The sequence below is a fragment of the Streptomyces sp. NPDC058239 genome (assembly GCF_042882185.1).
In the GTDB taxonomy this organism is placed as follows: domain Bacteria; phylum Actinomycetota; class Actinomycetes; order Streptomycetales; family Streptomycetaceae; genus Streptomyces.
Window position 1 is genome coordinate 260,811 of the sequence record NZ_JBHVWS010000005.1, and the last position, 13,095, is coordinate 273,905.

12 protein-coding genes are annotated in these 13,095 nt (G+C 69.4%); 5 read left to right on the forward strand and 7 right to left on the reverse strand.

What is annotated here, in order from left to right; all coding sequences use genetic code 11:
* Positions 1-91 precede the first annotated feature (91 nt).
* Positions 92-1,147: an N-acetylglucosamine kinase gene (locus tag ACFVYE_RS09865; RefSeq protein ID WP_389604919.1), complete on the reverse strand. Its 1,056-nt coding sequence runs from the start codon at positions 1,145-1,147 to the stop codon at positions 92-94.
* Between the two features lie 216 nt (positions 1,148-1,363).
* Between ACFVYE_RS09865 and ACFVYE_RS09870 the strand changes: the two genes are divergently transcribed.
* On the forward strand, positions 1,364-2,041 hold the full coding sequence (locus ACFVYE_RS09870; protein ID WP_383963552.1) for a uracil-DNA glycosylase: 678 nt from the start codon (positions 1,364-1,366) through the stop codon (positions 2,039-2,041).
* Positions 2,042-2,198: 157 nt separating this feature from the next.
* Here ACFVYE_RS09870 and ACFVYE_RS09875 read toward each other — a convergent pair whose 3' ends face one another.
* The 3 genes from ACFVYE_RS09875 to ACFVYE_RS09885 all read right to left on the reverse strand — a co-directional run bounded on the left by ACFVYE_RS09875 (position 2,199) and on the right by ACFVYE_RS09885 (position 5,929).
* Positions 2,199-3,518, reverse strand: a complete 1,320-nt coding sequence (locus tag ACFVYE_RS09875) for an MFS transporter (protein WP_389604922.1) — start codon at positions 3,516-3,518, stop codon at positions 2,199-2,201.
* Between the two features lie 90 nt (positions 3,519-3,608).
* The gene (locus ACFVYE_RS09880; protein ID WP_383963559.1) at positions 3,609-5,372 is read right to left on the reverse strand and encodes a sulfatase; all 1,764 of its coding nucleotides are present in this window, start codon (positions 5,370-5,372) and stop codon (positions 3,609-3,611) included.
* Entirely contained in the window at positions 5,369-5,929 is a 561-nt protein-coding gene (locus ACFVYE_RS09885) for a PadR family transcriptional regulator (RefSeq protein ID WP_389604924.1), read from the reverse strand. Before ACFVYE_RS09885 ends, ACFVYE_RS09880 begins: the two co-directional genes overlap by 4 nt.
* 56 nt (positions 5,930-5,985) lie before the next feature.
* On the opposite strand from ACFVYE_RS09885, the gene ACFVYE_RS09890 reads away from it, so the two are divergent.
* On the forward strand, positions 5,986-6,912 hold the full coding sequence (locus tag ACFVYE_RS09890; RefSeq protein ID WP_389604926.1) for a formylglycine-generating enzyme family protein: 927 nt from the start codon (positions 5,986-5,988) through the stop codon (positions 6,910-6,912).
* A 123-nt stretch (positions 6,913-7,035) separates the two neighbouring features.
* Here ACFVYE_RS09890 and ACFVYE_RS09895 read toward each other — a convergent pair whose 3' ends face one another.
* Positions 7,036-8,124, reverse strand: a complete 1,089-nt coding sequence (locus ACFVYE_RS09895) for a WD40/YVTN/BNR-like repeat-containing protein (protein ID WP_383963568.1) — start codon at positions 8,122-8,124, stop codon at positions 7,036-7,038.
* Positions 8,125-8,307: 183 nt separating this feature from the next.
* Between ACFVYE_RS09895 and ACFVYE_RS09900 the strand changes: the two genes are divergently transcribed.
* Entirely contained in the window at positions 8,308-9,024 is a 717-nt protein-coding gene (locus tag ACFVYE_RS09900) for a cupin domain-containing protein (protein ID WP_383963571.1), read from the forward strand.
* Here ACFVYE_RS09900 and ACFVYE_RS09905 read toward each other — a convergent pair.
* Together ACFVYE_RS09905 and ACFVYE_RS09910 are read right to left on the reverse strand one after the other, a co-directional pair.
* Positions 9,012-9,554 carry a GNAT family N-acetyltransferase gene (locus ACFVYE_RS09905; RefSeq protein ID WP_389604929.1) on the reverse strand — a complete coding sequence of 181 codons (543 nt, stop codon included), beginning with the start codon at positions 9,552-9,554 and terminating at the stop codon, positions 9,012-9,014. The two genes, ACFVYE_RS09900 and ACFVYE_RS09905, sit on opposite strands and share 13 nt — an antisense overlap.
* Positions 9,555-9,641: 87 nt before the next feature.
* Positions 9,642-10,700: a LacI family DNA-binding transcriptional regulator gene (locus tag ACFVYE_RS09910; protein WP_383963577.1), complete on the reverse strand. Its 1,059-nt coding sequence runs from the start codon at positions 10,698-10,700 to the stop codon at positions 9,642-9,644.
* 213 nt (positions 10,701-10,913) lie between these two features.
* On the opposite strand from ACFVYE_RS09910, the gene ACFVYE_RS09915 reads away from it, so the two are divergent.
* Both ACFVYE_RS09915 and ACFVYE_RS09920 read left to right on the forward strand, forming a co-directional pair.
* The gene (locus ACFVYE_RS09915; RefSeq protein WP_383963614.1) at positions 10,914-12,161 is read left to right on the forward strand and encodes an extracellular solute-binding protein; all 1,248 of its coding nucleotides are present in this window, start codon (positions 10,914-10,916) and stop codon (positions 12,159-12,161) included.
* 2 nt (positions 12,162-12,163) lie between these two features.
* Positions 12,164-13,093, forward strand: coding sequence for a carbohydrate ABC transporter permease (locus ACFVYE_RS09920; protein WP_383963580.1), 930 nt, complete (start codon positions 12,164-12,166; stop codon positions 13,091-13,093).
* The last annotated feature ends 2 nt before the right edge of the window (positions 13,094-13,095 follow it).

Genomic DNA, 13,095 nt, shown 5'->3' on the forward strand with positions numbered 1-13,095 from the left:
CCCTCTGTTCGGGGAGGGCCCGGCAGGGCGTTATCTGTCCGCTTTTATCCGATGAGGGGCTTACTGGTCGACTGTCCTGCTCTGTCGGCACCTATCCGGGCTCCTGTTCAGGCCCGTGACCGGGTACACAGAGCAGCGTCGGATGGCGCGGCAGTCGCAGATCCCCGGCGGCCAACGCCTGAGCGATGGACAGTGCACCGGTCAGCGGATCACCCGAACCGGGGACCGTCCGTGCCTGCGGGAGCTGCCGGGACAGTTCCTCTCGCAACGGTACGAGCAGTGGATCGCCCATCCTGAACAGGCCGCCCGTCAGGGCTACTTCGCACGGCTCGTCGTCGGCCCCGGCCTTCGGGCACACCGCCGCGGCCGCCTCCGCGATATGCCCGGCGGCCTCGCGCAGAATGCCCGCGGCGACCGGATCGCGCCCGGCGCACGCGGCGACCTCGGGCGCGAACGAGGCCAGCACGGCAGGCCGGTCGGTGCGCGGATACAGCAGTCCCGGCAGCTCGGGCGCCGGCCCGAACACCGCCTCCAGCCGGGCCAGCAGCGCGGCGGACCCTCCGCGCCGCCCGTCATGGGCGCGCATGGCCGCATCGAGCCCGGCCCGCCCGATCCAGGCGCCGCCGCCGCTGTCACCCAGCAGATGACCCCAGCCGTCGGCCCGGCGCCAGCTCGTCAGATCCGTACCCAGCGCGATCATGCCCGTGCCGCCCGCGACGACCGCGCCCGGGCGCTGACCGACCGCACCCGCGTAAGCGGTCACCGCGTCGGCGGCGAGGGCCAGCCGCCGCGTCCCGAATGCGCTCTCCAGGGCCGAAGGCAGCTCGGCGCGCAGCTGTCCGCCGAGCGTCGCCATGCCGGCGGCGCCGATCGCCACGGCGGCGATCCCGGTGCCGTCAGTGCTGCCGTGCTGCTCCAGCAGCCGGCGGGCGGCGGGCAGCAGTTGCTCCAGCAGATGGCCCGCATCGATTCCCGCAGGTCCGGTGCGTACTGGCTCGGCGCAGACAGTCGTGCCCACCGGGGCGGACATGCCGACGTTGGCCAGCGCCACCCGCAACCCGGAACCGCCCGAGTCCACGCCGAGCACGAACGGCCCCGACGTACCCGTCGGGCCGGCCGATGCGTCCGTCTCCGTCTGCGCCGTCACGACAGCCTCCACCGGGCGCAACGAGCACCGCCGCTTTCCGGCGAACGCCTGCGTGACCTCATGGACCGGCTCCCGACACAGAAGAGGTGAGAAGAGGAATGACGGCGGCAGCCTATCCCGAGTCCCGGACGCGGGACTTCGGGGCGCAGGAGACCGGCCGCGGAAGCCGCGGCGGCGGCGGGGAGCGGGTCCGGTACGCCGGTAGAGTGATGCTTCGTGGCACCACGACCGTTGAATGAAGTAGTCGAGCCCGGCTGGGCCGAGGCGCTGGCCCCTGTGGCCGGACGCATCGCCGCGATGGGCGATTTCCTCCGTGCGGAGGTCGCAGCCGCCCGCACCTATCTGCCGGCCGGCGCGAACGTTCTGCGCGCGTTCCAGCAACCCTTTGACGAGGTACGTGTCCTGATCGTCGGTCAGGACCCCTACCCGACACCCGGGATGGCCATGGGGCTGAGCTTCTCCGTGGCCCCCGAGGTGCGTCAGCTGCCCGGCAGTCTGGAGAACATCTTCCGGGAGCTGCACACGGACCTGGGGCTACCGCGACCGTCCAACGGCGATCTGACGCCCTGGACGCGCCAGGGCGTGCTGCTGCTGAACAGGGCGCTCACCACGGCGCCCCGTAAACCGGGCGCGCACCGCGGCAAGGGCTGGGAAGAAGTGACCGAGCAGGCCATCCGGGCCCTGGCCGCGCGTGGCAAGCCCCTGGTGCCAGTGCTGTGGGGGCGCGATGCCCGTAATCTGCGGCCGTTCCTCGACGGCTTCCCGGCGATCGAGTCCGCGCACCCCTCGCCCATGTCGGCGGACCGCGGCTTCTTCGGCTCGCGCCCGTTCAGCCGCACCAATGAACTCCTGCTCCGCCAGGGAGCCCAGCCGGTGGACTGGCAGCTGCCATGAGCCGGAGCCGCCGCCGGTCCGGGACCGGCGGCGGCGAAGGCGTAGCTCCCTCCTGTTCTTCGCCATCGACTTCCTTGCCCCTTGCGCATCACGTGGAGTGCGTGGCGATCCCTGAGTCCGAGCCTGCGGCACAGGCCGTCAGCCGTCCGCTGCTCCCTCAGGCCAGAGCCTGCTGACGACGGGCGTCGAGCTCCTGCTGGGCCCGGGCCGCATCGCGCGCGTACGGCCGGTAGAGCAGGGTCAGGAATGCGCCGTTGGCCAGCATGAGGACGACGAGTATCCAGAGGAAGACGGCCTTGAGTCCGATCGCGTCGCCGAGAAGCCCGGCGCCGAGGCCGAAGGCGGCAAAGGCGATCGCTTCGACGACGGAGACGTAGATCGCGAATGCCATGGCGCGCAGTTCGGGCGGGGCGACCGCCATGACCATCGGCCGGTTGATACCGGGGTTGACGCCCTGCATCAGACCCATCAGACCGAAGAACACACAGAACAGCCCGATCGACTGATAGTGGAACTGGGTGCCGACGTAGGCGACGATCGCGAAGCCGACCTGGGCCGCCTGGAGTACCCCGACGAGCCCGTAGCGCGGGCTGCGCCCGGCGGCCCAGTCGCCGGCGAAGCCGCCGAGGACGTTGCCCAGGAGGAAGCCGACGCCGATCGGCAGCAGCACCACGGAGGCGACCGAGGTGCTGAAGCCGTACACATCCACGAGGAAGACCACGCCGAACGTTCCGACGATCAGATGTCCGGAGAGCAGCCGCGAGCCGAGCAGGATCGCGAAGCTGGGGATGCGCAGGAGCGACACCGCGCGGCCCCAGGTCAGCTTGGCGTACGCCTCGCGGGTCTCGCGGGACAGATCGGCGAGCTGGGGTTCGGCCGCGCCCAGTCCGGGGTCGCGGAACCACAGCCAAATGGCGATCCCCAGAAGGATGTTGAATGCGCCGATGCCCCACAGGCCCCAGCGCCAGCCCTCCTCGACGTCGGCCAACTGGCCCTTGAGCGGCCCGAGCACCGCGGCTGCCAGCGCGACCGCGCCGTAGAGGTAGCTGATGGCCCTGCCCCGTGAGGAACTGTCGAACAGGTCGGCGACGATCTCGCTGACGACCGGCTGGGCAGCGGCGTAGCCGGCCGCGAGAATCGTGTAGAAGATCAGCAGTTGGGCGAAGTTCTGGGAGAAGCCCGCGGCGATGCCCCAGACCCCCCACAGGCCGGTGGCCAGGACCAGCACGCCCTTGCGTGACCAGCGTCGGGCTGCCCACACCCAGAACGGACCGGTGAAGACCCCGACGATCTTGCCCGCGGCGGTCAGCACACCGAGCGCGCCGAGGGAGAGGCCCAGCGACTGCCGGATCACCGGGAACAGGCCGCCGACCAGGCTGGATTCGGTCTGATCGACCACCAGGGTGCCGCTGAGCAGGGACAGTTTGCCCCAGCGCCCACCGACTTCGGCGGATGGGGCCCAGGTAGACTGTGGCATCGCGCCACCTCTTTCATTGCCGGAGGAGGGAAGGTGTGGCCGGTGACGGGGATGCAGCCCCGTCACCGGCGCCGGACTGTCGGCGACCGGTCAGAGCCTGGCGAGCTCTTCCGCGATCGAGCGGAGCTTCTCGGGCGGGAACATGCCGCCCGCCAAGGCGGCCACGGCGATCAGCGGCGTCCCACCGACCATCTGCAGCAGCTCGGAATCGACCACGCCGGGCAGATGCCTGCGCAGCACCTCGACGGCGACCGGGTCGGAGATCAGCGCCTTGATGGGAGTACGCAGCGAGAACCGGCCCTCGGGGTAGTCCTCGGCCCGGGGCAGCGGCTCCCTCGCCTGTTCCGCGTGTGCGCGCTGCGCCCGCACCAGCAGATGTGCCTCGGTGACCGGGCCGTGTTCGGGCAGGCCGAGCCGCACGTACTGGCTCGGTGGCGCGTCACCGGCCCGCATGAGCTCCACCAGCAGCCCGGCCATCCGCAGCTCCACCGCGTCGTCGGCCATCGGCTCCAACTGCTCGGGGTCGGTGTCCAGGTCGAACAGCAGCGTGCCGTGCCGGTGCGGGTTGGTGAAGACCCGGCCGGGCACCCGAACGGTCCGTACGCCCTTGGTGAAGGTGAACGGCTCGGCCAGCTCGATGTCGGCCAGTTCGGCGGGGGAGAAGCGGCCGCGCATGTGTGTGGGCATGAGCGTGTGCTCCTGCAGGGGGGCGTTCTCCGCCGTGGCGGGGGCGCGCATGTACACATAGCGGCCGTCGGTGATGTTGACGTGACCGCCGAACATGCCGAACAGGCCCGCTTCCCGTACCGGGGTGTCCTCCGCGACGGGGAGCGGCGCACCCTGCATGTCGCCGGGCCGGTCGAGGCCGAAGAACTCCAGCAGCGTCGGGGCCAGATCGATGGTCTGCACGAGTGATTCGCGCCGTTCGCCCGCCGCACCCGACCGCGGGTCCCAGGCAAACAGCGGCAGGTGGACGAGCTCGTTGTACCAGGGCTGCACGCTCTTGCCCCACCAGCCGCGCTCGCCGAGCAGGAGGCCGTGGTCGGTGCAGACGATCAGCAGCGTGTCGTCCCAGAGGTTCAGCTCGTCCATGGCGTCGAGGACCCGGCCGAGCGACCTGTCGCACATCGACAGCAGTGCGGCGTACTCGTAGCGGGCGTGCTGGACCTGGTCGGGCGTCTCCGTCACGACCTTGTAGTCGGGCCAGTCGAAGTGCGGCCCTTCGTAGTCGTGCGGGTAGAGATCCTTGTACTGCTGGTGGCTGAAGAAGGGCTCGTGCGGGTCGAAGGTCTCGATCTGGACGAACCAGCGGTCCTGGGCGTGGTTGGTGTTCATGAACTCCAGCCCGGCGTCGAAGGTCAGCGTCTGCGGGTGGCGGTCCTCGGTGGCCATGTGCTGCCGGTTCACCCAGTCCTGGCGGTACAACGGCGTACGCACCTGCTTGAGGTCCTCGGGTATCTCCGGGTCGGCCACCTGGCCCTTCCAGGGATCGCCCTCCTGGCCGCGGAAGAACTCCCACGTGTTGTAGCGGCTGTGGTAGGTGGCGCCGCCGTCCTCCCAGTAGTGCGGATGGTCGCTCACCAGATGGGTGTAGACACCCGACTGCTTCAGCAGCTCCGGCATCGAGTCGTCGAACGGCTCCAGCGGACCCCAGCTGCGGTGCAGGAAGTTGTACCGGCCCGTGTGTATCTCCCGCCTGGCCGGCATACAGGGCATCGATCCGGCGTAGCAACTGTCGAAGCTCACGGACCGTTGCGCGAGCCTGGCGAAGTTCGGCGCGTGCGTCCAGTCGCCCCCGTAGGGCGGCAGCATGTGCCGGTTCAGGCTGTCGAACATCACCATGATCGCCTTCACGAGGCCTCCTCGAGCCAGCACTTCATCTCTTCCAGCCACTCCACCCACTGGTCCGCCCACGCGGCGCCACGCGTGTGCATCCGGTCGAAGACCTGCTGGACCAGACGCGTGTCGAGTTCGGGCAGCGGGTTCTCGAATCGCAGCGTGCGGTCTCTGTCGCGGTTACGGGTGATCTGGGCGCGCCGGTAGTCCAGCTCGGTGTCGACCATCCGGATCGCCGCCTCGCGGTCCAGCGCCGCGGTGAATCCGAATCTGGCCTGGAAGTCCACGTCCTGGAATCGGCTGACCGGTTCGTAGGGCGAGCGCACCCAGGCCAGTAGCTCCTCACGGCCGAGTGGTGTCAGCCGGTAGACCTTGGCGTCGGGCCGACCCTCGCGCGGGTCCACTTCGTACTCCACCCAGCCGTCCGCCATCATGCGCGCGAGCACCCGGTAGATCTGGCTGTGGTGAGCTCGCGAGCGGATGAACTGGCCTTCGATCTCAAGCCATTTCCTGAGGTCGTAGCCGCTGTAGGGGCGGAAGGACAGTAGCGCGAGCAGGACGTGATCGAGCTTCACCGGTCGGGCTCCTATGTGCTAGTGCACGTATGTGAGGGTATTCATATACTCGCGCCATGAAGCAGTCAAGAACTTGTTGCGCTCCCGTATCCGGGCAGAGCCTTTGCGGGGCGGCCACGATCGCCCCCGCTCCCCGGCCCCCGGTACACGACGAGATCGCGCTGCCGGGCGGTGAGTTCCGGATGGGTGACGCGTTCGCGGAGGGCTACGCGGACGATGGTGAGACGCCCGTCCACGCCGTACGGCTCTCGCCCTTCCGTATCGATGTCACGGCCGTCACCGTCGCGATGTTCGAGACGTTCACGCAGGAGACCGGCTATCGCACCGAGGCGGAGCGGTCCGGACACTCCGCGGTCTTCCATCTGGCGGTGGCCGCCGAGCCCGCCGATGTACTGACGGCGGACCCGGTGGTGCCCTGGTGGCTGGAGGTGCGTGGCGCCGACTGGCGGCACCCGCACGGTCCGCTGTCCGAGGCCGAGCCCGACCATCCCGTGGTCCACGTCTCCTGGGACGACGCGACGGCGTACTGCACATGGGCTGGACGGCGTCTGCCCACCGAGGCCGAGTGGGAGTACGCCGCCCGCGGTGGGCTGCCCGGCCGCCGCTTTCCCTGGGGTGACGAACTGACGCCGGACGGGCGCTGGCTGTGCAACATCTGGCAGGGCGCGTTCCCGCGCGTCAACACGGGGGCCGACGGCTGGCTGGCGACCGCACCCGTCCGCGTCTACCCGCCCAACGGCTTCGGGCTGCACGAGATGGCGGGCAATGTGTGGGAGTGGTGCGCCGACCGGTTCTCCGCCGACTACTACGCCGATTCGCCGCACACCGACCCGACAGGCCCGCCCCAGGGGGAACGCCGGGTGATCAGGGGCGGCTCATATCTGTGCCACCACTCCTACTGCCACCGCTACCGGGTCGCCGCCCGGTCGTCCAACACCCCGGCCTCCAGCAGCGGTAACAGCGGATTCAGGACTGTGGGGTGAATCCGACCGACTCCGGCCTACGCGCCGGTCGCCACGTCGTGCAGTTCTGCATCCTGACCGACTGCATCAAGGCCGGGGCAGTTGCTGCCGCGGGCCCTGCTCCACTGCTGATGACCACACCGGTCACGTGCCCATGACCGCCGCCCGGACGCAGAGGACGTCCGGAAGGTGCGAGGCGAGCTGCTGCCAGCTGTCCCCGTCGTCCGCGCTCGCGTACACCTCGCCGTTGCGATTGCCGAAGTAGACGCCCGCAGGGTCGGCGTCGTCCGTACACAGCGCATCGCGCAGCACCGTGCCGTAATGCGTCTCCTCGGGCAGCCCCGCCGACAGCGGCTCCCAGGTGCTGCCCGCGTCGCCGGTGCGGAAGACCCGGCAGCGGTGCTCGGCCGGCACGCGGTCGGCATCGGCGTTGATCGGGAAGAGGTACGCCGTGTTCGCGCGGTGCGGGTGCGCTGCTGCGGCGAATCCGAAATCGGAGGGCAGGCCCCGGCCGATGTCCGTCCAGTTGTCCCCGGAGTCGTCGCTCCGGAACACTCCCCAGTGGTTCTGGAGGTAGAGCCGGTCGGGATCGACCGCGTCCCGGGCCACCTTGTGGACGCACTGACCGAACTCCGGATCCGGGTCGGGGAGGAAGACCGCCGACACTCCCTTGTTCGACGGAGCCCAGCTCGCGCCGCCGTCCTTGGTACGGAACACCCCGGCCGTGGAGACCGCGACCGTCACGGCCCGGGCATCCCTGGGGTCCGTGAGGATCGTGTGCAGACCCTCGCCGCCCCCGCCCGGCACCCACTTCGAACGCGTCGGATGCTCCCACAGCGGGCGGACCAGTTCGAAGGACACACCGCCGTCCTGAGAACGGAACAGCGCCGCCGGCTCGGTCCCCGCGTACACGACATCGGGCGCCTCGGGGCCCGCCGGGTGGAGCTGCCAGACCCGCTCCAGCGATGCCTCGGTGAACTGAGGGAATTTCACGGCCGGTTGCTGAGGTTCGACCCAGGTGCTGCCCAGGTCGTCGGAGCGGAAGACCGAAGGGCCCCAGTGCGCGCTGTCCCCGCCGACCAGTAGTCGGGGGACCTGCCTGCGGGTGTCGATCCCGATCGAATAGATCGCCTGGGCATTGAAATGCGGGCCGTCGAACTCCCACGCGCCACCGCGCCTGCGGCCGATGAAGAGTCCCTTGCGGGTACCCACGGTGAGTAGTACGTCGGTCATGGCCGAACCTCCCGAAACGTCGTTGTGTCGGATACGGGCCAGTCTGCACCCCACCACTGACAGTGGCCCGCAGGGCAGCTCCGGTCGCCCGGACCCTGTTGCTTCCACGGTCGGCGAAGGTACGGTGCAGCAGGTGTAGAAAGCGCTTGCCCCGTGCCGACGCAGAGAGACCGAGGAGTAGCTGTGCCGACCTTCGAAGGGCTGCCCGGTGCCGTTGCCGTCTCCCACCTGAGGGTCTACGACTGGCCCACCGCGGACGGCCTGCGCGGCGGGACGCCCCACCTCCACCTCACCTGCTCCGAGGGGTATGTCGTGGTCGGGGGCACGGGCTCGGTGCAGACCCTCACCGCGTCGGGGTTCCGGCAGACGCCACTGGCCCCGGGTGCCCTGGTCTGGTTCACGCCGGGCACGATCCACCGCCTGGTCAACGAGGACGGGCTGCGCATCGTCGTCCTCATGGAGAACAGCGGGCTGCCCGAGGCCGGTGACGCCGTACTCACTCTGCCGCCCCGCCACCTCGCGGACCCCGACGCCTACCGGGTGGCGGTCGCCCTTCCCGTCGACGGCTCCGAAGAGGAACAGGAGCGGGCCGCCCGCGCCCGCCGTGACCTCGCCGTCGAGGGTTTTCTCGCGCTGCGCCGGGCCACCGAGGCGGGTGACCCCGAACCGCTCGCCGACTTCCACCGGGCCGCCGCCGCACTCGTACGCCCGAGGACCGAGGACTGGCGGGGGCGCTGGCAGAAGGGAGCAGCTGCCGCGTCCGAGGTGACCGGCGGACAGCTGGACGCTCTGGCGCGCGGTGACGGCGGATACCTCGCCGACGCCTGTGTGCACGCCGAACAGCCCTCGGCGTACGGGAAGTTCGGCATGTGCGGCCGTCTGGACGTCTACCGCGGCTGATCTGCCCCGGCGATGCCGGCGTCTGCGGAGCGCGTCAGGACCCGGGTCGTGCTGCCGTCGTCCTCCACCGTGTCCCGGACGTGCCGGAAGCCGATCCGGCTCAGCAGCGCCAGCGACGCTGCGTTCTCGGCGGCCACCGTCGCATGCACCTCGGTGAGCCCGAGGGCGTCGAACCCGTACGAAGTCAGTGTCTGCGCGATCTCGGTGCCGAACCCCTGTCCCCATGCGGCCGGTGCCAGGGCGTAGACGATCTCGTGGCCGTCCACCTCCGGGGACGAGGAGGGCTTGATCTCCGCATGGCCGACCAGACGGCCGCCCTGTCGCGCGGCCCATACGTCGAAGAGCTCCTGTGCGTACACCTTGCTGAAGACCCGCCCGAACAGGGCGCGGTCCTCGGCCTCGGTACGGGGTCCGTCACCCATCCACCGGGACACCCGGGCGTCCTGGAAGAGCGCCACGAAGCCGTCCTCGTCCGCGGGTGTGTACGGCTCCAGGAGCAGCCGCCCGGTGTGCAGGGTGGGGGTCGTCATGACGGGGGACGGTACGTGGCTCCCGCCCGGCCCGCAACGGAATTGAAGCGCAGGTCGGACCGGGTGAGCGGGTACGGGCAGGAGGGATCAGCGGCTGGGCCCGGCGGTGCTGCTGCGTACCACCAGCTTGGTGGCCAGATCGACCCGGGTGGTCGCGGGCCGGCCGCCCCGGCCGAGGTCGAGGACCAGGCGGGCGGCGGTCTCGGCCATCTCGATGAGGGGCTGGCGCACCGTGGTGAGCGGTGGTCCGATCCACCGGGTGAGGGGCAGATCGTCGAACCCGACGACGCTCAGGTCCTCCGGGATGCGCAGCCCCAGTTCGCGGGCCGCCTCGTAGATGCCGAGGGCCTGGAGATCATTGCCCGCGAACAAAGCGGTGGGCGGGTCGGGCAGTTGCAGGAGTTCGAGGCTCGCCGCGTAGCCGGCCTCGTGGTGGAACTCGCCCTCCCGGATCAGTTCCGGATCGAAGGGCAGGCCCGCGGTCTCCAGCGCGGCCCGGTAGCCGTCGACGCGGGCGCGGCTGCACATCATGCGGGACGGGCCGCTTATGACGCCGATCCGGCGGTGTCCCAGACCGGTCAGATGGCGGGTGGCTGCCAGCCCGCCCTGCCAGTTGGTGGTCCCGACCGACGGCACGTCGTCACCCGGGTCGCCCGCCGGGTCGACCACGGCGTACGGGATGTTGCGGCTGGTCAGCTGGGCACGCTGGGCGGCCGTCAGGTCGGAGAGCACCAGGATCACCCCGACCGGCCGACGGGCCAGCACACCGTCCACCCAGGTCTGGCCTGGGGTCAGCCGGCCGGCGCTCTCGGAGAGCACCAGGCTCAGTCCTTCCTCCCGGGCGACGTTCTCGACGCCTCGGACGACCTCCATGGCCCAGGCACTGTCCAGCTCGTGGAAGACGAGGTCGATCAGCTGGGACTGCGCCGTGGAGCCACGCCTGCGGCGGTAGCCGTGCTGCAGCAGCAGTTCCTCAACCCTGGTACGGGTACCCGGGGCGACGTCGGCGCGTCCGTTCAGCACCTTCGAAACTGTCGGAGCCGAGACTCCGGCGGCCCGGGCGATTTCCGCCAGCGTGGCGCTGCCTTCCGGCGGTTCGCCGATCGGCGTCTTCTCCTGTTGGGGATGGACCTTTGCGGGGCTCATGCAGGAATCGTAGCCTCCCGCCGCCTCAACCGGGTGCGCCGGTCCTGCTTGGTAAATACCTCGTCAGGCCTCTTGACGTGCCCGAAACGCGACCGTACGGTTCCGGCAACATTCGAGCGAATCTCCGAAACATTCGACAGAGGTGCGGTCATGCGGGCGGGCATTTTCACTCACGGTACGCGAACGGCGAGATGGACCGCGGCGGGTGCAGCCATGGTCATGGCCGGGCTGCTGACCGGCTGCGGTTCCAGCGGGAACGGCGGCAGCGACGGCGGAACGATCACCGCCTACGTGTACGGAGACGACGCGGTCAAGGTTCAGCAGGCCGCGGTGAACGATTTCAACAAGACCTCCAAGGTGAAGGTCAAGCTGGTGTCGGTCCCCGGCACCGACTACGTGAACAAGCTTCGCAGCTCCATGGGCTCGCCCAGCGCTCCGGATGTCTTCTTCAACTGGGGCGGCGGCTCGATCAAGCCGTACGTCGACGCGAAGCAGTTGGTCGACCTCACGTCGACGGTCAACAGCACCCCTGAGCTCAAGGACGGATTCCTTCCGTCGATCATGACGGCGGGCGGCCTCGACGGGAAGATCTACGGGGTGCCGATGCGCGGCATGCAGCCCGTGATGCTCTTCTACAACAAGTCGCTCTTCGCCGAGAACAAGATCGAGGCCCCCAAGACCTGGGAGGACCTGCAGAACGCCATCACCACCTTCAAGGCCAAGGGCATCACGCCCTTCGCTCTCGGCGGCGCCGACAAGTGGCCCGAGCTGATGTGGATGGAGTACCTGCTCGACCGGATCGGCGGACCCGAGGTCTTCCAGAAGATCCAGAACGGCGACACCTCCGGCTGGGGCGACCCTGCGGTGCTGAAGGCGGCCCAGACCGTCAAGGAGCTCGTCGACCAGGGTGCCTTCGGCAAGAACTTCAACTCCGTCGACTACGGCAACGGTGGCGCGCCCACGCTCCTCAACAAGGGCAAGGCCGCCATGCACCTCATGGGCTCGTGGGAGTACTCGACCCAGCTGGGCAAGGCGCCGGAGTTCGCCAAGAAGGACCTCGGCTGGACCGCCTTCCCGACCGTGGCCGGCGGCGTCGGCGACGCGGCGGACGTGGTGGGCAACCCGACCAACTACTGGTCGGTCAACGCGCGCACCAAGCACAAGGACGCCGCGATCGCCTTCCTGAAGACGATGGCCTCGCAGGATTACGCCAAGGCCCTGGTCGACAACGGCGACATCCCCACCACGTCCAACGCGGCCTCGATGCTCAGCACGTCGCCCAACCCGCAGTTCGCCAACGACCAGTACAGCCTGGTCCAGAAGGCGCCCAGCTTCACGCTCTCGTGGGACCAGGCACTGGAGTCCCAGTACGCCACCCCGCTGCTCACCGAGATCAGCAAGCTGTTCGCCGGCAAGTCCACCCCTGAGCAGTTCGTCGCAGCGATGAAGGCCGTCAAGTAGGCATGTCCCACCACACTCCGCACGTGAAGACACGTGGGGGCAGGAAGACGGCCGTCGGCAACGTCGGCCGTCCTCCGGTCAGCTGGGCACTGCCCGGCATCCTCTTCTTCGCCGTCTTCGCGATCGTCCCGCTGGCGATCGCCGTCTATCTCTCCTTCTGCCGGTGGGACGGGCTGAACTCCCCTACCCCGGCAGGCCTGGACAACTGGACCCGGCTGTTCAAGGATTCCGAATTCCGCCAGGCCGCCTGGCTGAGCCTTCTGCTGACCACCGTCAGCTGGGCCTTCCAGACCCCTGTGGCACTGCTCCTCGGTGTCTGGGCGGCGGGCCGGCAGCGCAGCAGGGCCGTGCTCTCCGCGGTCTTCTTCGTTCCGCTGCTGCTCTCGACCACCGCCATCGCCATGCTCTTCCACGCCCTGCTGGACCCCAACTTCGGCGTGATCAAGGAGATAGGGCCCTGGTTCGGGATCGACCCGAACATCATGGGATCCTCCACCGGCGCCCTGCTCACCGTGGCGTTCGTCGGCGGCTGGCAGTTCATGCCGTTCCACACCCTGATCTACCAGGGCGGCGCCCGGCAGATCCCCGAGGTGCTGTACCAGGCGGCCGAAATCGATGGCGCCGGCATGTTCCGGCAGTTCTTCCACATCACGCTGCCGCAGCTGCGCCACACCATCACGACCTCGTCGGTCCTGATGATCGTCGGCTCGCTGACGTACTTCGACACCGTGCTGATCATGACCAAGGGCGGTCCCGGCACGGACACCACGGTCCTGCCGTATCTGATGTACCGGACCGGCTTCCAGACCTACGACCTCGGCTATGCCGCGGCGATCGCCACGGCCCTGGTCGTGGTGGCCACCGCTCTGTCGCTGATCCTGGTCCGCTTCAGCGGCTTCGGGAACATGCGGTCCACCCGGGAAGGTATGTGACG